This is a genomic window from Mycolicibacterium madagascariense, assembly GCF_010729665.1.
In the GTDB taxonomy this organism is placed as follows: domain Bacteria; phylum Actinomycetota; class Actinomycetes; order Mycobacteriales; family Mycobacteriaceae; genus Mycobacterium; species Mycobacterium madagascariense.
The window spans coordinates 3,019,524-3,042,329 of the sequence record NZ_AP022610.1 but is presented as its reverse complement, the minus strand read 5'-3'; the positions used below and the strand labels follow the sequence as shown (position 1 = coordinate 3,042,329).

Below are 22,806 nucleotides of genomic sequence, written 5' to 3'. Positions count from 1 at the left end.
CAGGCATGGAACTGCGGCAGCTGCGCTACTTCGTCGCCGTCGCCGAGGAGTTGCACTTCGGTCGTGCGGCGGAGCGGCTGCACATCTCCGCACCGGCACTGTCCCAACAAGTCATCGCCCTCGAACGGGACGTGGGCGTCGAGCTGCTGATCCGTGACCGGCGGGGTGTGCGGCTGACCGCGGCTGGGCGCACGCTGCTGGACGACGCGCGCCACATCGTCGGGCTCGCCGAGTCGGCGCGTGACCGCGTGCGTCAGACCGCCACCCTGAGCGCGCCTCTGCGATTGGGTTACGTGAGCTGGTTACCCAACGACGTGGCTGCCGTCGTCGGCCCCACGGTCCCGGTTCGCGTGGACGAATGGGTGTTGCCGTCGCACTCACAGGCCGATCGGGTGGCGGAGGGGACCCTCGACCTCGCCGTGACCTGGATCGGCGCCACCGCTGCCGCACGGCGAAAACTGGACGCGCACTTGCTGTTCGCCGAGCCGCTTCGTGCCGTCGTGCCGGGGACGACGTCGGACGAACCGGTCAGCGCCCAGAACGTGACGGTGCTGGTGGATGCCGACGAGTCGGCCTGGTCGTCGTGGAACCGCTTCGTCGAGGAGTTCGCCACGCACACTGGCGCCCGGGTCCGCCGGATCGACGACGGGGGCATCACCGGTGAGGCGTTCTTCGGCCACGTGCGGAAGGCTCGTGCGGCGGTTCTCGCCTCGCCCAAACGCCACACGGCGGCCATTCCACCGACGCTGGGCGTGCGCCCCGTGGACCCCGTCCCGATGTGGACGTGGTCGCTGGTGCACCGCGCCGACGACGACCGGCCTGCGGTCGCGCACGTCGTGCGTGCGCTGCGCGAGCACGCCCGCAGCGCTGGATGGATCGTTCCTCCGCCGCCCCACTGGTGGGTACCGTCGGACGACCCGCACCGCGCCGCCCTCGCCGAGGCCGAAATCCCCCGTCCGCGGTCCTGAGTCGTTTCCGGTCTCGTCGAAAGGCACGGCGACGCAATCGATCACAGACGGTGGCGCGTACGTGGCCTCAGCGGGGTGGGATGCACGGCGGCCAGTAGGCCCGTCAACTCGCGGATCTCGATCGCGTCGATGGCGTCCACGGCGGCGATGATGTCCTCGCGCAGCGGCTCCTCGCAGAACGGCTCGGCGAGCCAGTGAAACTTCTCGACCACCCGGTCCCACGACATCGGCCGTGTGGGGGAACCCTCGAAATCTGCCTGCTCGCAACTGAAGACACCACGCGTGTGTGTCGTGACGTGCACCCTGACGGCGGTGCGCTCGGGATAGGCGGCGGTCAGGTCGTCGGCCGCCGTGACGTGAACGCGTTTCACGAGCTCCTGGACGTCATCGCGGCGCACGCGCTCGGTCTCCAACTGCGCGGGCCCGACCGCACCGTCGAGCAGCGCCACCGCAACCAGATACTTGACGTTGTAGTCGGCCTGCTCCTTCGTCCACGCGCGTGACTTGTCCCCGTAGGACCCGCCGCCGGCGAAGTCGTACGCACCTTGGAACACGTGGAGTGCGACGTCTTCGACGTCGGCACCCGTCAGGCCTTCCTGCTCCCGAATGCGCAGTGTCGCGTCGATGAGCGCCTGGCCGTGAATCAACGAGCAGTACTGCTTGAGGTAGGTCTGCTCGACTGCGACCAGAGCGCGATCGCTCGTGCGAAAGTCGATGTCCTGACCGAGCATTCGAACGAGACCAAAGGGCCCATCGAAGACCGCCTTGGGGCCGGTGATTCCGCGGGCGGCGAGGAAGCTCACGTACACCGCCCGCATCGCCGTGATGGCCGGTGACAGGCCCTTCCAGTTGGCCACCGGCTCGGCGTGCACCGCGGCCAGCGACACGTTGTCCACGGTGGCGGCGGCGATCGCATCGGCCGTCGCCGCGGCGTCGAGGCCGAGCAGTCGTGCCGACCCCGCGCTCACCGACATCGCCAGCTGCAGCGCGTGATTGAAGCCCTTGGCCATCAGCGGCACCTGAGCACTGAACCGGCACTGAATCTCATAGGCCACGGCCAGCGCGAGCAGGAAGTCGGATCCGGTCGCGCCGGTGTGCTCTGCCACGGCGAGCACGGCGCCGACGTTGTCCGCCGGATGGCACAGTCCGCCCGGGGTGAGATAGGTGTCGAGCAGATCCGGGTAGCGCACCAGCACCGTGTTGAAGAACGCAGCTTGGTCGACCGACAGCCGGTCCCCACCCACGGCGGTCGCCGACGCCGGGCCACTGACCTGCACGGCGTGGGCACGGATGGCGTCGATGGGCTCGCCGTCGAGTGCTCCGATGGCGCAGGCGATGCTGTCGAGGACGTTGCGCCGCAACGTCTTCGACGGGCCCGGTGCCAGATCGGCCCGTTCGGCGGCGACGGTGAAGGCCGCCAGGTCGTCGACGACGTAGCGCGTCTCATCGGTCATTCGGATCTCCCGTCGTCGTCATCGACGTCGACTCAACCCCGGTCGGCCGACGGCGTCCAGGTCGCAATTCCTATCTGTCTGAGGAATCGGTTCACGGTGCCGCTGCGGGACCGAGCGTGGCCAGCTCCTCGTCCCGCAGCCACGTGCGGATCGCCTCGACGTGTGCCGCCTTCCGTTCCAGGGGTAACCAATGTCCGGCGGGCATCGAGACGACGGTGAGGTCAGCGCAAGCGGCCCGCATGGGATCGCCCTGCCGGTTGCCGGTGATGCTGCAGATCTGGTCGTAGTCCCCGTTGACGAACAGCACCGGCTGTGACAGCCGGCCATCGTCGGGGGCCGAGCGGGCATGGGCCAGGTTGGCGTCGTCGTTGAGGTACCACGCGCAGCTGGGACCAAAGCCGTTGGTGCGCAACGACTCGACGAGGACGTCGAAGTCCGCCGGCGGCCACAGTGCGGGATCGGGCTGAGTGGCCGGGGCGCGATGTGCCGAACCGAAGCGGCCGCCGTGACGGGAGACCAGGGCGTTGGGTGACACCTCTCCGGCACTGGCGGGATCGCCAGGTCGAAAGATCGAAGCCAGTGATGCGGCCACGTCCGCGTCGAGATCGGCCACGGCCGAGTCGAAGTGCGTCGTGTAGTAGCGGTAGTAGTCCCACTGGCCGTCGGGGTAAGCGTCGACCGGATAGATCGTTCGATCGACGAGCGGCACCACCGTCTGCAGGGCGTGCCCGCCGGGCTGGTATGCCAGCGAGGTCAGCACCACGCCGCGGCTTCGGCCGGGTTCGTGGGCGGCCAGGCTGGCGACCACGACGCTGCCCCAGTCGTGGCCCACCCAGATCGCGGGTGCGCCGCCCAGGTGATCGTGCAACTCGACCATGTCCGCGACGACCTCCTCGATCGTGTACGCCGCGATGTCCGTCGGAACCGAGGAGCCCCCGTAGCCGCGCAGGTCGGGGGCAACGCAGTGCCATCCGTCGGCGGCGAACGCGGTCATCTGGGCCCGCCACATCAGGGCGATGCTCGGCCACCCGTGGACGAAGATCATCAGGGGCCCATCGGGCGGCCCGCTGTGCAGGTAGTGAGTTCGATGGCGGCGGGTGCCGACGGTCTGCGAGCCCAATGACGGGGTCGAGCCCTCAATGGTGCTGTCCGACAATGATGTTGACCGTCTCACTACGCAACCCCCAAAAGCCATGATCTTTGCTTTTCATCGTAATCGGGGAGTCGCTCGAAAAGCAAAGATCTTTGCGTATGATGTCGGGTCGTGGTGACTGATCGTGAGACCGGCGGGCGGGCGGCACGGGTGTTGGCGGCCATCCACTCCTCGGTCGGCGAACTGGTCGGCGAGGGGGCTGCCAAGCTCACCTTTCCCGTCATCGCCGAACGGGCCGGCGTCAACCCCACGACGCTGTACCGGCGCTGGGACGGCGTGAACGCGCTTCTCGAAGAGGTCGCGGTGGCGGTGCTGACGCGCGACGGTGCCGTGCCACCGGACTGCGGATCGCTGGAGGCCGACCTCACCGAGTGGGCCGTGCTCATCGCGCGTGACATCACCCGGCCCGAGCGGACCCGGTATCTGCGCGCCATGGTGTCGGCCCGAACCGCGGCGACCGTTCGCTGCCCGGTCATGGAGGCGCGGCAGGAGCAAGCATCGGAGATGGTCGACCGGGCCCGCGCACGCGGCGAGAGGACGCCGACGGTTCGACAGGTCCTCGATCACGTCATCTCACCGCTCTACCATCACGTCGCCTTCGCCCTCGACGTCACCGACGACCATCCGCGGCAGCTGGTTCGCGACGTGATGTCGATGGCCCGCTGAGCGAGTGTCAGTCCAACGAGGCCACTAGGTGTCGTGCGCCTCGCCAATGGCCAAGCTGCAGAACGACGTTCGAAAGTTCTCGGTGACGCTGGTCACCAGCTCCTCGTCGCCGGTGCCGGATCGGCGTCAGTCGACGGCGGGTAGTTGGCCGGTCGTCGCGACCGCCTCGGCGATGTCGACGACTTTCTGGTTGAGCCGTTGCGAGGTGTCGACGAGCGCGTCGAACGCCTCTTGGGCGCGCCAGCCGCGGGTGGCCATCAGGATGCCCTTGGCCTGACCGATCAGATCCCGGCTGGCGACGACGCGCTGCAATTGCTCGGCGCGTTGGGCCTGGGCGAGCGCCAATGCGGCGTGGGTGGCGTAGAGCCCGGCGAGCTGGGTCGCCGACGGGCTGAACGCCGCGACGGTGGGGGAGTACAGGCTCAGCGAGCCCACCCGGCGCTGGTCGACCCACAGCGGCACGCACAGCATCGACGACACCCCCACCTCTTCGGCGAGGGCGGTGAAGTCCGGCCAGCGGTCGTCGTGTCGGGTGTCGGTGATCTCGATGGTGGTCTGTTCGCGGGAGGCGTCGATGCACGGTCCGACGCCGGTGCGCTTCTGCAACTCGTCCAGCGGAGGCGGGGTACTGCCCAACACGGCCTGGGGAATGAACTTCCCCTTCTCGAACAGGTTGAGCCCGGCGGCCTGCGCACCGTCGATGAGCCCCACCGCGGCGGCCAGCACGGCGACGAGGGTCGCATCGAGGCCGGCGTCGTCGGCGATGTGGAGCGCGCGACTGAGCTGGCCCAGGCTGCTCCACGTTTCCTCCGGCAGATCCCCCAAGCCTTCGGCCACGTCGTGCATCAGGGAGGTCACCGTAGAGGTCCGGTCGTCCAGGCCGGTAACGAGAGGTCCGGGTTCAGGCGTGATCAGCGACACCCGTCGATTCAACCAGCTTCGACGATCCGGCACCCGCCGGGTGCGAATGCGCCGAATTGGCGGTGTTTACCGCGGATCGGGTCGGGTATGACTCGCCCCACGGAATTCGTTGGCGCCCCCAGCCCCGAGGACGACGAGGACCGACTGCGCGTCATCACCACCCACTCCCGCGTGAATGGGTCGTCGACGTCGCGCTCGTCAATGGTTGTCACGTCCTTGGAGGATCCATGCCCGCAACGCCCAAGCCCGATCAGACCGCGCCCACGCCGGCGAGCCCCACCGGCGTCACGAACGACGCCGCCGCCGACCACGGCGATCCGCGAGCGCAGTCGGGGAGCTACCTGACCACCGCGCAGGGATTGCGGTTGCCCGACACCGACCACTCCCTCAAGGCCGGCCCGCGCGGGCCCAGCTTGCTGGAGGACTTTCACCTGCGAGAGAAGATCACCCACTTCGATCACGAGCGCATTCCGGAGCGGGTGGTGCATGCCCGCGGCGCCGCCGCTCACGGCGTGTTCGAGTCCTACGGCACCGCCGCCTCGGTGACCAAGGCCGCGTTCCTGGGCGAGAAGGGCACGACCACCGACGTCTTCTGCCGATTCTCGACGGTGCTCGGGTCGCGCGGTTCGGCGGACTCGGTGCGCGACACCCGCGGTTTCGCGGTGAAGTTCTACACCGACCAGGGCACCTTTGATCTGGTGGGCAACAACATTCCGGTCTTCTTCATTCAGGACGGCATCAAGTTCCCCGACCTGATCCACGCCGCCAAACCCCAACCCGACCGCGAGATTCCGCAAGCCCAGTCGGCGCACGACACCTTCTGGGACTTCGTCTCCCTGCACACCGAGGCCACCCACCACGTGCTGTGGAACATGAGTGATCGCGGCATCCCGCGCTCCTACCGCACCATGGAAGGCTTTGGGGTACATACCTTCCGGCTGGTCAACGAGGCCGGCGAGACCAGTCTGGTGAAGTTCCACTGGAAGCCCGTCGCGGGCGTGCACTCCCTGGTGTGGGAGGAAGCGCAAATCGCCGCCGGCGTCGACCCGGACTTCCATCGTCGCGACATGGCCGACGGCATCGAAGCGGGCGCCTTCCTGGAATACGAACTGGGCATCCAGGTGATGCCCGACGACGGTACCGAGACCTTCGAGGGCATCGACCTGCTCGACGCCACCAAACTCGTTCCCGAGGAACTGTGCCCGGTGCAGGTGATCGGCAAGCTCACGCTCAACCGCAATCCCACCAACTACTTCGCCGAGACCGAACAGGTGGCCTTCCACACCGGCAATCTGGTTCCGGGCATCGAACCGACCAACGACCCGCTGATGCAGACGCGGCTCTTCTCCTATCTCGACACCCAGCTCACCCGACTCGGCGGCCCCAACTTCACCCAGTTGCCCATCAACGCCCCGCGCTGCCCGGTCAACGACATGCTGCGAGATGGCATGCATCAGACGGCGATTCACACCGGCACCGCGGCGTATCGGCCCAACTCCATCGACGACGATCAGCCGCTGCCCGCCGACGAGGCCCACGGCGGGTACGTCCAGACGCCGCGGCTCATCGAGGGGAACGCGGTGCGCGCCAACCCCGTCTCGTTCGAGGACCACTTCTCCCAGGCCACCATGTTCTACCGCAGCCTCAGCGCGTTGGAGCAGGCCCACGTGGTGGAGGCCTTCACCTTCGAGTTGGGCAAGGTCTACGAGAAGGCCATCAAGGAGCGCCAGCTGCAGGTGCTGGCCCATGTCGACACCGATCTCTGCGCCCAGGTCGCCGCCGGCCTCGGCCTGCCCGCGCCCAAGGGGCAGCCCGCCGCCGACGTCACCGTCTCCCCGGCTCTGGTGCAGATGCTGGCCGCACCGGGCCCGGTCGACGGCCGCAAGGTCGGCATCGTCGCCGACGCCGGCTCCGACCTCGCCGGTATCGAGAAGATGGTCAAAACCCTTGCGGCGCTGAAGGTCACGAGCTTCATCATCGCACCCGTCGGCGGTGAGCTGAAGGCCGGCCGCAAGAAGGTCACCGTGGACCGCACCCTCGCCACGGCCCGCTCCATCGAATTCGATGCGCTGGTCGTCGCCGACGGCACCACCCCCACCCGCGACGTCAAACTCGTCGTGTTGCTGCAGGAGGCGTTCCGACACTGCAAGGCGATTGCTGCCTGGGGCGACGGCGCTGCCATCCTGGCGTCCGCGGGCATCACTGCCGAGGACCCCGGCGTCGCGCTCTCCGACGGCGTCGACAAGACCTTCACCACCACGTTGGTCACCGCGCTCGGCATGCACCGCGCGTGGGATCGAGCACCGATGGTGATGGCCTCCATGGTTCCCTCTGCCGCGGGGTAGGGGGGCGGGGTCGGTGCGGGGGCCCGGGCCGGGACGGTCGACGTGTAGCGTCGACCCGAACCGAGTGAGCCCGGACCCCTGCCGCCTCGGTCCCGTCGCGACGTGCGCGAGACCTTGCGCAGAGGGGCACCCACCCGTGAGTACCGACCCGCCCGTGCGTCCGGCCCATGATCCCGCCACCGAGCAGGCCATCTCCGATGCGGTGGCGCGGATCATCGCGACCCGCGGTCCGCTCGAACAGGTCAAGGGGATGCTGATGGTCATCTACGGCATCGACGAGCACGCAGCGTTCGAGATGCTGCGGTCACAGGCCCGACGGACGAGCACCAACATCCACGTCGTCGTCGCGCAGTTCCGTGCCGACGTCGCCGAGGTCAACGACCGTGACTACATTCCCGAACAACCGGTGTTCGACGAGATGCTGACGACCGGCCACGAACGCATCCGACGCCCGGAGACGGACGGCGTCGCCCACGAAGTCTCGTAGCCGACCGCGGGCCGCGGCGAGCTCGCGCGGGGTCAGCCCGCGAGGGCCTGCAGGGCCGCGGCGCGAGTGGGATACAGGGCGATGGTGTCGTCGATGCCGGTGATCTGAAGCGGGCGGCTGGTGGTCGGGCCGTCGGCGGCCACCACCATCGTGGTGTCGGGTCCCGCCGCGGCGTGGGCGTCGAGGAGGACCTGCAAGCCCATCGAGGCCAAGAACTCCAGTTCGGTCAGATCGACGATGAGTGCGCGGGGGTGCTCGGCCACCGCGGCGAGGAGTCGGGTGCCGAGCGTGGCGGCGGTCAGCATGTCCACCGAGCCCTTGACGTGCACCACGGTCACCCCCTCCACGTCGAGAACCGTCACCTCGATGCCCGCGCCGTCATTCGTCACTGCCGCTCCGTCCACGCCTCGGCGAACTGCCGTAGCCACACCACACCACATCCATTCTTCGGTCTCGTTCGCCGGGGCGGCGTAGTCCACGCCGTCACGCCGCCTTGGCACGAGAGGCGCTCCCGCGCCATCGCTGCGCTCCGGGGACCCGACCGTCCTGGGCACGCGTCCTGGTCAGGTGCGCCTGCAGCGCGGTGGTGGCGGCATGCGGAACGGTCAGCGACAACACCGTGATGATCGCGACGGCGGTGAGGGGGATGCGGTGCTGGGTCAGCACCATCGTCGCCGCGATCAGCACCACCAGCGACGGCACCGCCGTGCGCACCAGGTAACGCGCCGCCGCGTGGCGAAGCGTCAGGCCGTGCCGCCGGGCGACGTTCGTCAGCGTGGGCAGGACCTGGCGCGTGCAATGCCACAGCGCGTAGTAGGCGGCGAACGCCAGCAACGGGGGCAGCGCGACGAAGACCGCGAGCACCGCGAGCGGTTCGCCGCAGGACAGCCAGTCGCGCCGACGAGCCGCAGCGACGACGAGAGCGGCCGCCGCCAGCCCCGCGGCGGGAACGCCGGCCCGCGCCGCGGTGACGAGGGTGTGCCCGTGCCCCGCGGAGAGGGCGTCGAGCAGGCTGACGAGGGGCGGTCCGTGCAGTGCCACCGGCACGGCGACCGGGATGAGTCCACCGGCGATCGCGGTCAAGATGCGCAGGTACGGGGACGGTGCTGCGGCGGCGTCGCTGACCCCGAAGTGGACGGCGGCGATCAGCAGTAGCGCCAGCACGGTGGCGGTGGGCCACTGCGTCCACGCGGCGACCGCCGCGCCGGCCGCTCCGGCGTAGGCGGCCATCCCGGCGAGCCACCGGATCGTCGACGCACCGCGCAACGCCTCGGTGTCCACGTCGGCGGCGCCGTGCGGCAAGCCGAGTACCAGGGCGGTGACGACCAGGACCTGGCCCACCTGCCGAGACGTCCCCGCGGACACGATCGGGGCGGCCGCGAGGTAGCCGGCGGTCACGCCGAACATCGCCAGCACGGTCGCCAGGCGAACCGCGTGGCCCGACACCGCGGAGACGTCCCCGCGGTGTCGGGCCCCGGTGGGGGCCCGCGCGAGCGCTGCCACGCCGGCCACCGGTCGGGTCACGGCTGCGTCGGCGCCGGCGGGACGCTGAGCAGCTCGCCGGAGATCCACACCTCGGATGCCATGGTGTCGGGGACGGCCGCGGCGATCCGGTGCGGTGTCGATGCGGCGTGCTCGGCGTCGTGAGCCGTGCGCAGCTTCGCGGTGCGGTGGATCAGCAGCCCGAAACCCGCCTTGGCGGCGATGTCGGCGATCGTGAACGTCAGCTGCTCGGCGGTCGCCCAACCGGGGTTGTCCGCCCCGGCCCACCACGGCACCAGGTAGGCCAGCGGGTACGCCAGGAACACGGTGAATAGCAGGATGAGCGCAGCCCGGTAGCTCTTCGACGAGGCCGGCGACAGTGCTGCCGTGCTGGCGCGGTAGGCCCTGGCGGCGACGACGTAGAGCACGACGAAGAACGCGGTGCTGATGGCGCCCCACACCCACATGGCGGCGTTCACCCCACGCAGGGCGTCCTGACCGAAGATCACCCCGAGGAAGCCGGTGACGATCATCAACGCAGCGGACACGACGGCCGCCGTGCGCCACCGAATCGTTTGCGCTCGCGTCAACGCGGCGACGGCGAGCAGCTCGACGGTCAGTAGCGGAACGGTGACCGACCAGTCCATGTAGCGCAGCTCGGTGATGACCGCGGCGCGCGCCGGCGCATAGTGCAGACCATCGGGGGTAGGCGAGAAGTTGGTGACCCACTCGATGATGAGCACGGCGTAGGCGGCGGTCGCGACCCAGCAGATGCACGTGCTGGCGATCGCCGACGCGCGGTAGGCCTTCGACACCTCCGAGGCCGTCTTCACGCCGTAGAGACCCGCGGCGAACAGCGCGAACGCCGCCACCACGAACGCATACAGGAGCAGTAGGTAGGCGGTGTTCGAGTAGGTCGTCGTGGCGCTGAACTCAGCCGCCAAGACCGTTGATGTCACGGGTGTTCCCTTCAGGTCGTCCACAGAAAACTGCAGATAGCAATGATTGCAATATGCATGCAAAGGTAGCGCGGTGACGGTGGGACGGCAAGGGGAACAATGGGGCCGATGAATGACGCCTTCGTGACCGAACCCCCCGCGGACGCAGATTTGCTGCGGGTGGCTTCGGCGTTCCAGGACGCCGTGGGGCGGGCCGGGGACCGGCTCGACGCCACGATCAGCCCCAGCCAGCTGCGGGTGCTCGACCTCGTCGGTCACGACGGGGCGTGGTCGGTGTCCGGCGTCGCCGAGGTGGTCGGGCTGTCCCCGTCGACGATCAGCCGGGCCGTCGACCGATTGGTGGCCGCGGGGTACGTCAGTCGCGAACGCGCCGATCAGGACCGTCGCGAAGTGAGTCTGGGGTTGACCCGGCGGGGGCGGGAGCTGCTCGACCGCTGGGACACCGCCCGACTGCAGACGTTGACGCCCATCTGGGACACCGCCACCGCCGAGGACCGGGCGGCGCTGACCCGGGCGGTGCATGCGATCGCCGCGGCGGCGTCGGGCACCCGGCCGGCCGCGTCGTCGGGCGGCGGCTCCGGGCCCACCCAACCTTCCGGGCATGCGCTGCGGGAACTGATTCGCGCCGTGACCGGTGCCCCCGCCGACGCGGTGTGCTCCCTGGTGGTCGAGACCGCAGCTGCGGCGCTGCCCGAGGAGGGGGTGGCGGTCGACGCGGTGACGCTGAGTCTGCTCAGCGTCGATGGGCGCCGGCTCGTCACGGTCGCGGCGTGGCCGCACACCACCGAGGGCAATGCACCGGTGTCGGTCGATCGCAGCGCTGCGGGGGAGTCGCTGCGCGGCGAGCGGACGATCCTGGCGCCCGACGCCGCTGGCACGTGGGCGCATCTCCCGGTCATCACGCCCGGTGCGGTGCTGGGCGTGCTGTCGGTGCAGCTGCCCGGCGACCCGGCGGCGGACGGGCCGCTCCTGCAGGGGTTGCGAGACTACGCCGACGCGGTGGCCCTGATCCTGCCCGGCGCCAGTGCCGCCAGTCTGCAGACCACGATGGCCACCCGCACCCGGGACTGGACCGTCGCCGCGGAGATGCAGACCCGTCAGCTGTCAGCCGGGCGGCTGCATGCCCACGGCGTCCACGTCGCCGCTCGCCTGGAACCCATGCACGACAGCTGCTCGGACAGCTACGACATGGAGGTCGTCAGCCCCACCATCGTCGACATCGCCGTGCTCGACTGCCGCAAATCCGACCGCGACTTCGCCAGCGTCACCGGCTTCGCCGCCGCCGCGATCCGCCAGGCCCGCCGCACCACCACCACGCTGACCGACCAGGCCCACCTCGCCGACCAGGCGCTGTGGGGCCACTTCAAGGGGCGCGCCACGGTCGACGTCCTCCTGATGCGCATCACGACCACCCCGTGGTCGGTCGAGGTGCTGACCACCTCTGACTTCACGGTGCTGCGCGCACGCGACGGCCACCTCGACGACGTCCACCTGTCGCCGCATTCGCCCCTGGGTCACCAGGAGGACTCGACCTTCGACATCACCAGGATCCCCGTCGAGCGTGGCGACCGGATGTTCATCCTCGGAGACGGTTTTCGGCACGGCACCGGCCGGACCGACGACAACCCCCTGCGCCAGCATCTGGACCGCATCACCCGCCACAGCACCACCAACACCCCGGACGAGACCACCCGCCGGGTGCTGGCCGACCTCCTCGACGAATGGGGTCCTACCGGGCCGTTGGACGACACCACCATCGTCTGCATCGACACCAGTACGTAGCTACTCGGGCGGGACCGGTGCCCGCCGGCCATCGATCAGGTCAACCAGGGCATCCAAACCGGACGGGAGGAACCCGCGGTCACGGTGGGGTCAGCCGAACTCGTCGGTCGATGATGGCGCGGGCGATGTCGGTGGGGCTGCTGCTGGTCGCGTAGGCGTGCGCGCGCAATCGCACCAGAGCTTCTTCCGCGTCGACGTCGAGCTGTGCCATGACCATTCCGGTGGCTTGCGCAATGTCGGTGCGCGCCAACAGATGTAGCTCGGTCCAGGCTTCGGTGTCGGGATCGGCGGCGGCCGCCCGCAGGTGCTCGTCGAGCAGGCTCAGCAGTGGTAGCCGGGCGAGGTCGGCGGCGAGCCTGCTCAGGGCCAGCGCCTCCTCGGTGAGGGTGCCCGGGGTGTCGAGGAAGACGTTGAACGCGCCGACGCCCTCGCCGGCGACCATGACGGGAATGGCGGTGACCGCGCGAATGTCGTGCGCCAGCATCACCGGGCGATACAGCGCCCACCGAGTGTCCGCGGGGTCGTCCAGGTCGGGGATGACGATGGGTGCGCGGTCGGCCACCGCGCTCAGACACGGCCCCTCGCCGACGGTGAACTGCACCTCGTCGTAGAGGCGTGCGGCGGGACTGCTCGCCCCCAGCGTTGCCAGGTTGGCGCCGTTGGACACCAGGGAAATGGCGGTGGCGTGGACGTCGAGCAGGGTGACGCACGTGCTGCAGATCTTGTCGGCCGCAGCGACGCCCTGCAACGCACCGACCGAAGCCAGGAGTTGCTCGCCCTGTGTCACCGGCGGTGTCGCCGGACGCCGCGAGCGCGTCGTGCTGATGTACGGAGGTGGCGCCGCATGGGGCCCGCCGTTCCCGACCGGGGCATTTGCGGGCCGTTTCGCTCAACCGCGACTTGGCACAGCCTCGATCACCGAAACATACACCTCTGCGCAGCCAATGATCGGGTAACGACCGCATCTAGGCAGGTGCGCCAGCCTGTTCACCGGACGTCGCGAGCGCGATGGTCGCCTGACTCTCCGTCATCGGCCGGCCGAGCAGAAACCCTTGCGCGAGGTCACATCCGCACTCCCGCAGGGTCGCCAACTGTTCGGGTGTCTCGACACCTTCACCGACGACGACCAACCCGAAGGCTCGAGCGAGCATCACGATCGCGGTGAGGATGGCGGTGGCGCGGGGGTCGGGAAGGTCCGCGATGTAGGACTTGTCGATCTTGAAGCACTCGAAGACCGGGTACCGATTCAGGTACGCGATCGAACTGTATCCGCTGCCGAGGTCGTCGAGCGCCAGTCCAATTCCCATGTCGTGCAACGCAGTCAAGGTGCCCGACACGCGATCGTTGTCGGAGAGCGACACGGTTTCGGTGATCTCGAGCCCCAGTGCGGCGGGTTCGAGCCCCGTCCACCTCAGGACGCCGGCGACCTTGTCCACGAATGCGGTGTCGCGCAGTTGCATGGCGCTGACGTTGACGCGGATGCCGACGTCGGTGAACCTGCGCCAGGATGCGGCCTGCAGGCATGCGGTGCGTAGCGCCCATTCGCCGAGACCGCCTACGAGACCGGTTCTTTCGGCCACGGCCACGAATTCGGTGGGGTCGATGACGCCCAGGCTGGGATGTCGCCAGCGGGCCAGGGCCTCCATCGCGACGACCCTGCCCGTCGCGATGTCCACGATGGGCTGATACAGCAAATTGAGCTCACCCTCGCCGAGGGCCGCGCGCAGGTCCACCGACAGGCGCCGCGTCCGGTCGGCGTCATAGAGGTCGCCGTGGTCGAAGACCGCACTTCCGCCGTGGCCGATGTCCTTGGCGCGGTACATCGCAAGATCGGCCTGATGGATCAGTTCCTGGCGGGTCGAGGTCGCGGTGGACATCGCGATGCCGATACTGGCGCTGAGCGGCAGAGGTTCGGTTCCCAGCGGTTGCGGGCGGTTGACCGCAAAGGTCAAATTGTCCGCCAAGCGTTGTGCGTGCTCGATGCCGTCGACGTCTTCGCAGACGATCAGGAACTCGTCACCGCCGATGCGGGCGACGGTGTCGCCGTCCCGCGATGCGGCGGCGAGGCGGTGGGCGACGCGCACCAGCGCACGGTCACCCGCTTCGTGCCCGAGGCTGTCGTTGATGATCTTGAAGTCGTCGACGTCGAGCAGGAGTATCGCCACCGACGATCCGTCGTCCCTGGCGCGGGCGAGGGCCTCGTCGATGCGCTGGTAGGCCTGCGTGCGGTTGGCCAGGTTGGTCAGGGGATCGCGCAGACTGCGCGCGTGCAACTGCTCGTCGAGATCGACGCGCCGGATGGCCGCCGAGAGCACGCCGGTGACCGTCTGCAGGAAGGACAGCTCGCGCGCGCTGTAGACCCGATTGTGGTTGCTGTGCACCGACAGCACGCCCCACGGACCCGACTCGCCGCCGGGGATGGGTACGCCGACGCCGCTGCGGAAGCCGAAGGAGGCCATCGCCGCGGTGGAGAATCGCGTCTCCTCGTCCCGGTCGTAGCAGAGCACGACCTCGTCGACCATCATCGTGTAACCCATCAGCGACTTGTCCCGGGCGGGCATCGTCGGCAGCCGCGGGGGCTGACCGGTGAACCCGACGACGGCGATCTCGTCGTCGTCGCCGGCGATGGGGCGGGTGATCATGCAGCGGTCGACGCCCATCAGCGTCGAGGCTGCGGTGGTCGCCGAGTCGAGGAGCTGATCGATGTCGCCGTCGAGCGCGAGCCTGCTCAAGTTGGCGATCGCCTGCTGTTCGGCCGCCCGGTAGGTCGACGTCTCGACGGCGCTCTGCCACCCGTCGTCGTGCGCACCGCGGACGTCGCGAGCCAGCCACACGGTGACGTTGCCTCGCCCACCGGAGCGGGGCACGACGAAGGACGTCGTCCGCACCGGGATGGGCACGTCGGTGGCGACGTTCTCGATCTCGGCGGGGCCGTGCCATCGCCCCGTCGCGGAATGGGCAAGGGGACACGGGCCGTCGACGGTCGCGTGCGCGCAGCCGAAGAGTTCGTCGATCGTCATGGCGGGGTCGGAGGGGAGGCCCGTCAACCCGATCAGCGCGAGGCCGGTTCGATTGAGGTAGAAGACCCGTCCGCCGTCGTCGGCAAGCGCGATCAGGTCGGGTGACTCGTCGAGCACCGCGCGCAGGACGTCGGTGTCGTCGAGTACGTCCCGCACCGGCCCCTCCGATTCTGCGCTGGCCAGACGTTGCTGGAAATGTCTTCGCAGGCGCTGGCGGTGGACCCGAGGTCCAGCGGAAGGATAACAGGACGTCACCTGTCGCGACACCCGTTGAACAGGGCGGTAACAACATCGGTCGCACGCTGCGGGAACGCGCCGAGGCGCCCCGCTCGCGATCCGACAACCCGGCCGCCGGATTCCGAAGGTTTGCCATCGATGACGCACGCTGGCAGCTGGGTCGTCATGGCGGCAGCCGTGGCGAGGATCGCGCGGCGGGCGGCGCGGCCCTTCCCCGTCGGTGTATGGGTGCTAGAGGGAGGCTGCGACGGCGCGCCCAGCGATGCGTCCACTGAAGATGCAGCCACCCAGGAACGTGCCCTCCAGCGCGTTGTAGCCGTGCACGCCACCACCGCCGAATCCGGCGACCTCTCCGGCGGCGTAGAGGCCGTCGATCGGCTGACCCTGAGCATTCAGTGCCCGGGAGGACAGGTCGGTTTGGATGCCGCCCAACGTCTTTCGGGTCAGGACGTGCATCTTGACGCCGATCAGCGGTCCGGCGTCGGGGTCGAGGATGCGGTGCGGCGCCGCGCAGCGTCCGATCCGGTCACCAAGGAAGCGCCGCGCGTTGCGGATGCCCTGGATCTGCGCGTCCTTGGAGAACGGGTTCGCCATCTGAAGGTCGCGGGACTCGATCTGGGCGCGGATGGCGGCGGGATCCAACAGCGGTTCATCGGTGAGCTTGTTCATCCGGGCCACGAGGTCCTCGAGGTCGCCGGAGACCACGAAGTCGGCGCCGCGTTGTTTGAAGGCCTCCACCGGGGTGGGTGCACCACTGCCGAGGACGCGTTCTCTGAGGAACAGCTTCTTGTCGCGGTTGGTGATGTCGGGGTTCTGCTCCGACCCCGAGAGGGCGAACTCCTTGCCGATCATCTTCTGGGTGAGGATGAACCAGGAATGGTCGTACTGCTGGATGTCCGGGGTGGTGCGAAGGTACTTCAGGGTGCCGCGCGTGTCGTAGCCGGGCAGGAAGGGCGCCGGGAGGCGTCGCCCGAGCGCGTCGAACCACATCGACGACGGGCCGGGCAGCACGCGGATGGCGTGCTGGGGCCAGATCGGGTTCCAATTCTGGATTCCTTCGGTGTAGTGCCACATGCGATCCTCGTTGACCAGCCGCACCCCAGCGGCCGCGGCGATGCCCAGCATGCGGCCGTCGACGTGGGCGGGTACGCCGGTGATCATCGACCGCGGTGCGGTGCCCATCTCCCTGGGCCAGTTGCGCCGGACGATCTCGTGGTTGCCGCCGATGCCACCGGTGGTGACGATGACCGCCTGGGCGCTGAATTCGAACTCCCCGATGGCGTCGCGGTTGGACGGGGCGCCACGGACCGCGTCGTCGGGTGCCAGCACCGTGCCGCGAACCCCGGTCGCGACGCCGCTGGTGATGACGAGGTCGTCGACCTGGTGGCGATGCTGGAAGGTCACCGCGCCGCGCTTCTCGGCCTCCAGCGCCGAGTCCACGAACGGTGCCACCACCCCGGTGCCGGTGCCCCAGGCGACGTGGAAGCGGGGCACCGAGTTGCCGTGCCCGTTGGCGCGCAGATCCCCGCGCTCGGCCCATCCGACGGTCGGCAGGAACGAGATGCCGTGGCGGGTGAGGTAGTCGCGTTTGTCGCCGGCGGCGAACTCGACGTAGGCCCGCGCCCACTTGGCGGCCCAGAAGTCCTGGTCGTCGAGGCGGTCGAAGTGGGCGCTGCCCTGCCAGTCGTTCCACGCCAGTTCGAAGGAGTCCTTCACCCCGGAGCGTCGCTGTTCGGGGCTGCCGACCAGGAAGATGCCGCCGAAGGACCAGAACGCTTGCCCGCCCAGGTTGGCGCGGTTCTCCTGGTCGACGACCAGCACCTTTATGCCGCGCTGGGTGAGTTCGTGGGTGGCGACCAGGCCGGCCAATCCTGCGCCAACGACGATGACGTCTGCGTCCATCGGTGATACTCCTGAGCGGTGGAGAACGAGTGTGCATCCGATACTGTAATGCATCGGATGCGAATAAGGATCGGATTGTGGTGGACATGACGGCATCGTCGGCGACGACGGGATCATCGGCGCTCGGACCCGCCGGAGGACGGGCACCCCGGGTGACGAAGCGCCGGGCGCAGACCCGCGCCAAGTTGTTGGCGGCGGCGTTTCGAGTCTTCGCCGACAAGGGGTTCGGCATGGTGCGCATCGACGACGTGTGCTCAGCCGCGGGGTACACCCGCGGGGCGTTCTACTCCCAATTCGACAGTCTCGACGAGCTGTTCTTCACGCTGTACGACGAACGCGCCGAGGTCATCGCCGGCCAGGTCTCCGAGGCACTGCTCGACAGCACCGCCGACGTGTCGTCGGCCATCGAACGCGTCACCGAGACCCTGCTCCTGGATCGCGACTGGCTGCTCGTCAAGACCGACTTCCTCCTGTACGCGGCCCGCCACCCCGACACCGCCGAGCGGCTCGCCGCCCACCGTTCCCGGCTGCGGGACGCCGTCGAGCACCGTTTGAACGCGGTCAGCGATCAACTCGCGTTGCCGGCGCCCCTGCGGGACACCGCGGATGCCGCCCGGGCCGTCGTGGCCGCCTACGACGGCGTCGCCGCCCAACTCCTTCTCGACGGCGACCTCGCCGCGGCGCGGGCGTGGCTGACGCAACTGCTGGCGGCACTGCTCAACCGCTGACGCCCCGTGGGCAGTCAGTCCGCCCCGGGCAGGGGTATGCCCTCGCTGGCGGCGAATCCGGCTTCGTCGTTGGTCGCCAGCCCGATGGAGACGACCGCACGATCGAACAACGCGTCGGCGAGGTAGGCCAGCCCCACCGCCCATCGGTTGGCCGCGCGGGGGATCGCATAGAGGTGATAGGCGCGGGTGACGAACTTGGCGGGGAAGCCCGACAGGTGCACGTTGAGTGGGTTGGCGACGGCATGGTGGGGTCCGAGGTCGACGACGAGTCCCATGTCGTGGTGCTTGTACGGCTTGGGGACGCCGTACCCCAGGCTCGCGGCGACGTTGTGCGCCAACGTCTTTCCCTGACGGGTCGCGTGCTGCGCGGTGGGCTGGGTGATCTGGCCGGGCCGTGTGAGGTCGGGTACCGCGGCGGCGTCGCCGGCGGCGAACACCCCGGGTCGTCCGGCCACCTCGAGGTCGGCTCCCACCTTCAGTCGTCCCTTCTCCATCGGCAGCCCGAGCGTCTCGACCAGCGGCGCGCCGGTCACCCCGGTCACCCACGCGACGGTGTGCGTGTCGATCCGCGAGTCGTCACTGAGGATGACGTGATCGGCCCGAACCTCCTTCAGCGTGAGGCCGAGTCGGACGTCGATGCCGCGCGAGCGCAGTACCCGGTTCGCCGCGGCGCCGAGCCGTTCACCGACTTCCGGCATCACCTGCTTGGCCACGTCGAGGAGGACGAAGCGGGCGGCCTCCGGGGCGAAGCCGAGCTGCTCGGCGGCGGCGTCGGCCAGGGCCCGCAGTTGCAGCGCCAGTTCGGTTCCCGAGTAGGAGGCCCCCACGACGACAACCGTTCGCCGCGCCGCCTGTCGCACCGGGTCGCCGTCGTCGTTGGCGAGTTCGAGTTGTCCGAGGAAGTGGTCGCGGAGATAGAGCGCCTCGGCCGTCGACTTGAGTCCCCGGGCGTGCACCGCGAGGCCAGGGATGTCGAACAGCCGCGTGACCGATCCCGGGGTGAGCACCAACCTGTCCCACGACAGGGTGTGTACGTCGTCGTCTGGATCGCGGTAGCGCACCTGCCGGCCCTCGAAGTCGACGGATTCGACGCGGCCCTTCACCGTGCGCACGCCCTTGAGCGTGGTGCTGAGGGGAATGGCGACGAAGCGGGCGTCGACGACGCCCCCGGCCACGTCGGGCAGCAGTGGCGTGTAGAGCATGTAGTCGACGGGCGAGACGATCGTGATCGTGACCGACGGATCGCGGCGCAGCGTGCGGGCGAGGCGGCGGGCGCATTCGAAGCCCGTGAATCCGCTGCCCACGATGACCACCGAGGTCACGGGGTCGCCCCCTCGCCCGAGCTGATTCCACTCGGTGGAGCCGGCGGGGCGGCGGGGCGCCAGGCCGGTCGGGAACTCGGGCTCGGCATGTCGAAGGTCCTTCCGCTGGGCGTCGCCGCGGGGGCGATGCGACGAGCGGGCGACGCTGCCCGGCGCATTGATTAGCCACTGGGGCCTCGGCTAAACGCCACACCGCGCGGTGTCTGCCGAGATCGTCGAGTTGCCATGGCAGACAACGACATTGAGAGTTCAGCGGTGGGGCCGGCCGGTGGCGTCATCGAGGTGCGTGGCGTCGGCCACCGTGGCCGGTGGCGGATCGGGGGTCCAGGCGGGCAGCGGAATTCGCGGCACCCCGGGCGTCCCGAGCTGGCCGGAGAGCCAGGGCAGCGCGGTGGCGAAGGCGTTGGCCGCGAACGGCCAGTCGTGGCGGCCAGGCTGCGTGACGACCGCGCACTGGATGCCGTGCGCCCGGCCGAGGCTGCACAGCGAACGGGCCGCGGTGTCCTGTCCCTCCGGATTGCCCAGGGGGTCGGCCTGCCCGGGTACGCCGGCGATGGCGAACAGCCCCGACACCCCGTCGTAGCGGCCGTGGGTGGTGATGACCGTCGCGGGGTCGAACTGCGCCCAGGCGCTGGTGTCGCCGTTGAACAGCGTGGCGATCGTCTGGGCCTTGCTGCCCGAGTTGGGACCGCGATCGCCGGCGATGTCCACGAAGGCACTGAACATCTCGGGATGTCGGACGCTGAGGTCGATGGCGCAGGTGCCCCCCATGGACCAGCCCGCGATGCCCCAGTTGGACCGGTCGGCGCTGACGCCGAAGTTGGACACCATGAAGGGGACGACGTCCCTCGTCAGGTGCAACGCCGCATTGCCCCGTCGGCCGTTGACGCATTCGGTGTCGTTGCGGAACGCCCCGGTGGGATCGACGAAGACGAGCACCGGAGCGTGGCCGGCGTGGTCGGCGGCGAAGGCGTCGGTGGTCGCGACGGCATTGCCGGCGCGGAGCCAGTCGGCGGGGGTGTTGAGTTCGGCGCCGATCATCATCACCACCGGCAGTCGGGGTGGCGGGTTGCTGGCGAACCAGGCGGGCGGCAGGTAGACCAGCTCGCGGCGGTGCGCGAAGTGCGAGGCGTCGGCGGCGATGGTGACCGGGACGACCACGCCTCGCCGGGGATGGACGTGCGTCATCTGCATCGCGGTGACGGTGATGCGATCGGTCTGGTCGGGCAGCGGACCCGCGGTGAATTGGTTCCACGCGCTGTGCACGGTGGGGAAGTACCCGACCCATTGATTGAGCGCCAGTGCGCAGCCCAGCAGACACAGCGGAATGGCCGCAATCGACAGGCCCCGACGCCACCAGCGCGTCCGACGCCAGCCCAGCACGACGACGGCCGACGTTACACCGGTCAGGGCCGTCCAGATCCACAGCATCCGCGGCGCGGGGTCACCCGCGACGCCCAACGAGCCGAGGTACCGGTGAACCGCCACCGCGACCCCGACCCCGAACAGCGCGGCCACCGGAACCCAGACCGCCCGCCATCGAGGCGTCCGCCAGCCGACCGCGCCGCACAGCGCGGCAGCGGCCAGCAGCTGCGCGGTCGTGGGCAGCCATCCGTGCGTCAGGGGCAGCAGGCCGAGGTGATGGCGCAGGAGGAGCGCTTCACTGACCTCCACGGTCGAATGCCTCAAGCGGTCGTCCTGAACGTTGGAATGGCGGCGGGGCGACCGGGTGGGACGACGTCGTCGTCGTCGGGCCGGCCCGCCAAGTCGATGTGCATTCTGCACGACTCATCTCGTGAAAGGGGGTGCGGCAGGCGCGAACTCGTCGTGTCTGAGATGGTGCAGTCGTCGTGCTGGGAATGTGCTGGCAGTGCGTGGGGGTGCCGTCGTCGGTCGCGCTCACACCGGGGTGACGCGGTCGGCGCTGCGAGGCATCGACTCGGCGCGCCGGGCGATGGCCTCCTCGACACCGGCGGCGGCGGCGTCGAGCTGGCGTCTCTCGGTGTCGTCGAAGTCGCTGCGTCGCACCACCCGTCGGGTGCGCTCGAGCTGATCCCGGATCATCGCATGGTCGTCGACGTGCCAGCTGAGTTCCGCGAGCAGCCGGAACAAGCGTGTCATGACCTGTGAATCCGTCGCGCCGTAGCGGCGCGGTTGACTTATCGCCACGTCGAGGATCTCGTCGAGCCCGGGCCGGCGCAGGAACCCCCGCACCACGTCGCCGCCGTCACGCAGCACGACCGGTCGCAGATCGCGCCGGGCCAGCTGGCACAGGATCGCCGAAATGTGACCCAGGGCGTGCACCGCGGTCGTCGGGTCGTTGATCCCCGGTGACAAGGCCTTGTTCGCGACGTCGGTGAGTTGACGCAGTCCGTAGCCCACGTCCTGGGCCGCGGTGCGTTCGTACCCGATGCCGATGGCACTCCGGACGGCGGCCTGCAGGCGTTCGATGGCCGGGGCGTCGAGGTCACCTCGGACGCTCCAGGCCGCACCGATGGGGACGCCCTCCACGAGCGAGTCGCCGGGGTGCGGGTCGATGACGAGACATGCTCCGACTTCCCTTGCAGCCGAACACAGTCGGGCATCGTCGATGCGGGTCATGAACCCCGAGGACGGCGCCACCAGGACCGCCGCGTGTGGTGGCGGGCTGGGCATCCCCGGTTGAGGTCGGGCGTCGGCGAGCGGGGCGGTGGCGCTGCGCAACGTGGCGTTGGCGTCGTCGTGCACCTCGCGCAACATCGTCTCCACCCGAATCTGGCGGGCGAGATGGGCGAGGAACAACACCAATCCCAGAACGCTCACCAAGCCGAGCAGGAACGCGAACGTCACGGAGATGCGCGGGACGAAACCGACGCCCGTGTCGGCGCTGCGGATGGCCCGCAACACGGTCAGCGAGTAGGTGAACGTCGACAGAAACACCGCAAGGGTGGCTTGAACGAAGACGTCGCTGGTGAACGTGCGCAGCAGCCGCGGCGAGAACTGGCTGCTGGCCAGCTGCAGGGTGACGACCGTCAGCGAGAACGTCAGCGACGTCACGGTGATGAGCGAACTCGAGATGGCGTCCAGCAGGGTCCGTGCCGCGCCGGCGTCGCCTCCGAACAGGACGGTCGACGCCCACGACGGCAGTCGATCGTCCACCTGTGCGTCGAGGTGGGGCAGTGCCACCGCTGCGACGGCGGCGAGCACGATGCCCGCGACGGGCAGCGGCCACAGCTGCGTGCGCACCGTGTCACGCACGGAGGCAAGGATGGGACTCACCGTTGTTTTCTCCTGACGTCGGCCTCCATGACTGTCCACCCTGAGGGCGAACAGGGGCAAACCGACTACCTCGCCCCTCGCGGAGTCCGGCGCGCACCCGCCCGCCAACTCGGTCGAGATTG

At 69.4% G+C, this 22,806-nt stretch carries 18 protein-coding genes; 6 read left to right on the top strand and 12 right to left on the bottom strand.

The window, feature by feature from the left end; genetic code table 11:
- Positions 1-5 precede the first annotated feature (5 nt).
- Positions 6-968 (top strand): LysR family transcriptional regulator, encoded by a 963-nt coding sequence (locus G6N60_RS28915; RefSeq protein ID WP_163738201.1) that lies wholly within the window; start codon positions 6-8, stop codon positions 966-968.
- 41 nt (positions 969-1,009) lie between these two features.
- Here G6N60_RS28915 and G6N60_RS14220 read toward each other — a convergent pair whose 3' ends face one another.
- Positions 1,010-2,422, bottom strand: a complete 1,413-nt coding sequence (locus G6N60_RS14220; protein WP_163738199.1) for an MmgE/PrpD family protein — start codon at positions 2,420-2,422, stop codon at positions 1,010-1,012.
- A gap of 91 nt (positions 2,423-2,513) precedes the next feature.
- The gene (locus G6N60_RS14215) at positions 2,514-3,467 is read right to left on the bottom strand and encodes an alpha/beta hydrolase (RefSeq protein WP_197746941.1); all 954 of its coding nucleotides are present in this window, start codon (positions 3,465-3,467) and stop codon (positions 2,514-2,516) included.
- 219 nt (positions 3,468-3,686) lie between these two features.
- Between G6N60_RS14215 and G6N60_RS14210 the strand changes: the two genes are divergently transcribed.
- Entirely contained in the window at positions 3,687-4,241 is a 555-nt protein-coding gene (locus G6N60_RS14210; RefSeq protein WP_246240682.1) for a TetR/AcrR family transcriptional regulator, read from the top strand.
- Between the two features lie 126 nt (positions 4,242-4,367).
- Here the strand turns inward: G6N60_RS14210 and G6N60_RS14205 are convergent, their stop codons facing one another.
- Positions 4,368-5,099, bottom strand: coding sequence for a GAF and ANTAR domain-containing protein (locus tag G6N60_RS14205; protein WP_163738193.1), 732 nt, complete (start codon positions 5,097-5,099; stop codon positions 4,368-4,370).
- A gap of 290 nt (positions 5,100-5,389) precedes the next feature.
- Between G6N60_RS14205 and G6N60_RS14200 the strand changes: the two genes are divergently transcribed.
- Positions 5,390-7,507, top strand: a complete 2,118-nt coding sequence (locus tag G6N60_RS14200; protein ID WP_163738191.1) for a catalase — start codon at positions 5,390-5,392, stop codon at positions 7,505-7,507.
- 136 nt (positions 7,508-7,643) lie between these two features.
- A complete protein-coding gene (locus G6N60_RS14195; RefSeq protein WP_163738189.1) occupies positions 7,644-7,994 on the top strand; it encodes an ANTAR domain-containing protein in 351 nt (116 codons plus the stop codon).
- 32 nt (positions 7,995-8,026) lie between these two features.
- On the opposite strand, the gene G6N60_RS14190 is transcribed toward G6N60_RS14195, so the two are convergent.
- From G6N60_RS14190 to G6N60_RS14180, 3 genes are all read right to left on the bottom strand, one after another.
- Complete coding sequence (locus tag G6N60_RS14190; protein ID WP_163738187.1) at positions 8,027-8,383, bottom strand: STAS domain-containing protein; 357 nt, start codon at positions 8,381-8,383, stop codon at positions 8,027-8,029.
- A gap of 94 nt (positions 8,384-8,477) precedes the next feature.
- Positions 8,478-9,518 carry a Brp/Blh family beta-carotene 15,15'-dioxygenase gene (locus G6N60_RS14185; protein ID WP_220100364.1) on the bottom strand — a complete coding sequence of 347 codons (1,041 nt, stop codon included), beginning with the start codon at positions 9,516-9,518 and terminating at the stop codon, positions 8,478-8,480.
- A complete protein-coding gene (locus G6N60_RS14180) occupies positions 9,515-10,435 on the bottom strand; it encodes a bacteriorhodopsin (RefSeq protein WP_163738183.1) in 921 nt (306 codons plus the stop codon). Before G6N60_RS14180 ends, G6N60_RS14185 begins: the two co-directional genes overlap by 4 nt.
- Positions 10,436-10,543: 108 nt before the next feature.
- On the opposite strand from G6N60_RS14180, the gene G6N60_RS14175 reads away from it, so the two are divergent.
- Entirely contained in the window at positions 10,544-12,217 is a 1,674-nt protein-coding gene (locus G6N60_RS14175; protein WP_163738180.1) for a MarR family transcriptional regulator, read from the top strand.
- A gap of 79 nt (positions 12,218-12,296) precedes the next feature.
- Here the strand turns inward: G6N60_RS14175 and G6N60_RS14170 are convergent, their stop codons facing one another.
- The 3 genes from G6N60_RS14170 to G6N60_RS14160 form a co-directional block, all read right to left on the bottom strand.
- A complete protein-coding gene (locus G6N60_RS14170; protein WP_163738177.1) occupies positions 12,297-13,004 on the bottom strand; it encodes a GAF and ANTAR domain-containing protein in 708 nt (235 codons plus the stop codon).
- A 178-nt stretch (positions 13,005-13,182) separates the two neighbouring features.
- Positions 13,183-15,393, bottom strand: coding sequence for an EAL domain-containing protein (locus G6N60_RS14165; RefSeq protein ID WP_163738174.1), 2,211 nt, complete (start codon positions 15,391-15,393; stop codon positions 13,183-13,185).
- 312 nt (positions 15,394-15,705) lie between these two features.
- Positions 15,706-17,376 (bottom strand): FAD-binding dehydrogenase, encoded by a 1,671-nt coding sequence (locus G6N60_RS14160; RefSeq protein ID WP_163738172.1) that lies wholly within the window; start codon positions 17,374-17,376, stop codon positions 15,706-15,708.
- Positions 17,377-17,462: 86 nt separating this feature from the next.
- Between G6N60_RS14160 and G6N60_RS14155 the strand changes: the two genes are divergently transcribed.
- Entirely contained in the window at positions 17,463-18,104 is a 642-nt protein-coding gene (locus tag G6N60_RS14155; protein ID WP_163738170.1) for a TetR/AcrR family transcriptional regulator, read from the top strand.
- 14 nt (positions 18,105-18,118) lie between these two features.
- On the opposite strand, the gene G6N60_RS14150 is transcribed toward G6N60_RS14155, so the two are convergent.
- The 3 genes from G6N60_RS14150 to G6N60_RS14140 form a co-directional block, all read right to left on the bottom strand.
- Entirely contained in the window at positions 18,119-19,426 is a 1,308-nt protein-coding gene (locus tag G6N60_RS14150) for an NAD(P)/FAD-dependent oxidoreductase (protein WP_163738168.1), read from the bottom strand.
- Between the two features lie 249 nt (positions 19,427-19,675).
- Positions 19,676-21,076 carry an alpha/beta hydrolase gene (locus G6N60_RS14145; RefSeq protein ID WP_179969790.1) on the bottom strand — a complete coding sequence of 467 codons (1,401 nt, stop codon included), beginning with the start codon at positions 21,074-21,076 and terminating at the stop codon, positions 19,676-19,678.
- Positions 21,077-21,325: 249 nt separating this feature from the next.
- Positions 21,326-22,663: a DUF2254 domain-containing protein gene (locus G6N60_RS14140; RefSeq protein WP_197746940.1), complete on the bottom strand. Its 1,338-nt coding sequence runs from the start codon at positions 22,661-22,663 to the stop codon at positions 21,326-21,328.
- Positions 22,664-22,806 lie beyond the last annotated feature (143 nt).

What these genes read in the sequence shown, in the direction of transcription:
- G6N60_RS28915 (WP_163738201.1), top strand. Translation starts at nt 6, where the DNA reads ATGGAACTGCGGCAGCTGCGCTACTTCGTCGCCGTCGCCGAGGAGTTG.
- G6N60_RS14220 (WP_163738199.1), bottom strand. Translation starts at nt 2,422, where the DNA reads ATGACCGATGAGACGCGCTACGTCGTCGACGACCTGGCGGCCTTCACC.
- G6N60_RS14215 (WP_197746941.1), bottom strand. Translation starts at nt 3,467, where the DNA reads ATGATCTTCGTCCACGGGTGGCCGAGCATCGCCCTGATGTGGCGGGCC.
- G6N60_RS14200 (WP_163738191.1), top strand. Translation starts at nt 5,390, where the DNA reads ATGCCCGCAACGCCCAAGCCCGATCAGACCGCGCCCACGCCGGCGAGC.
- G6N60_RS14175 (WP_163738180.1), top strand. Translation starts at nt 10,544, where the DNA reads ATGAATGACGCCTTCGTGACCGAACCCCCCGCGGACGCAGATTTGCTG.
- G6N60_RS14160 (WP_163738172.1), bottom strand. Translation starts at nt 17,376, where the DNA reads ATGGACGCAGACGTCATCGTCGTTGGCGCAGGATTGGCCGGCCTGGTC.
- G6N60_RS14155 (WP_163738170.1), top strand. Translation starts at nt 17,463, where the DNA reads ATGACGGCATCGTCGGCGACGACGGGATCATCGGCGCTCGGACCCGCC.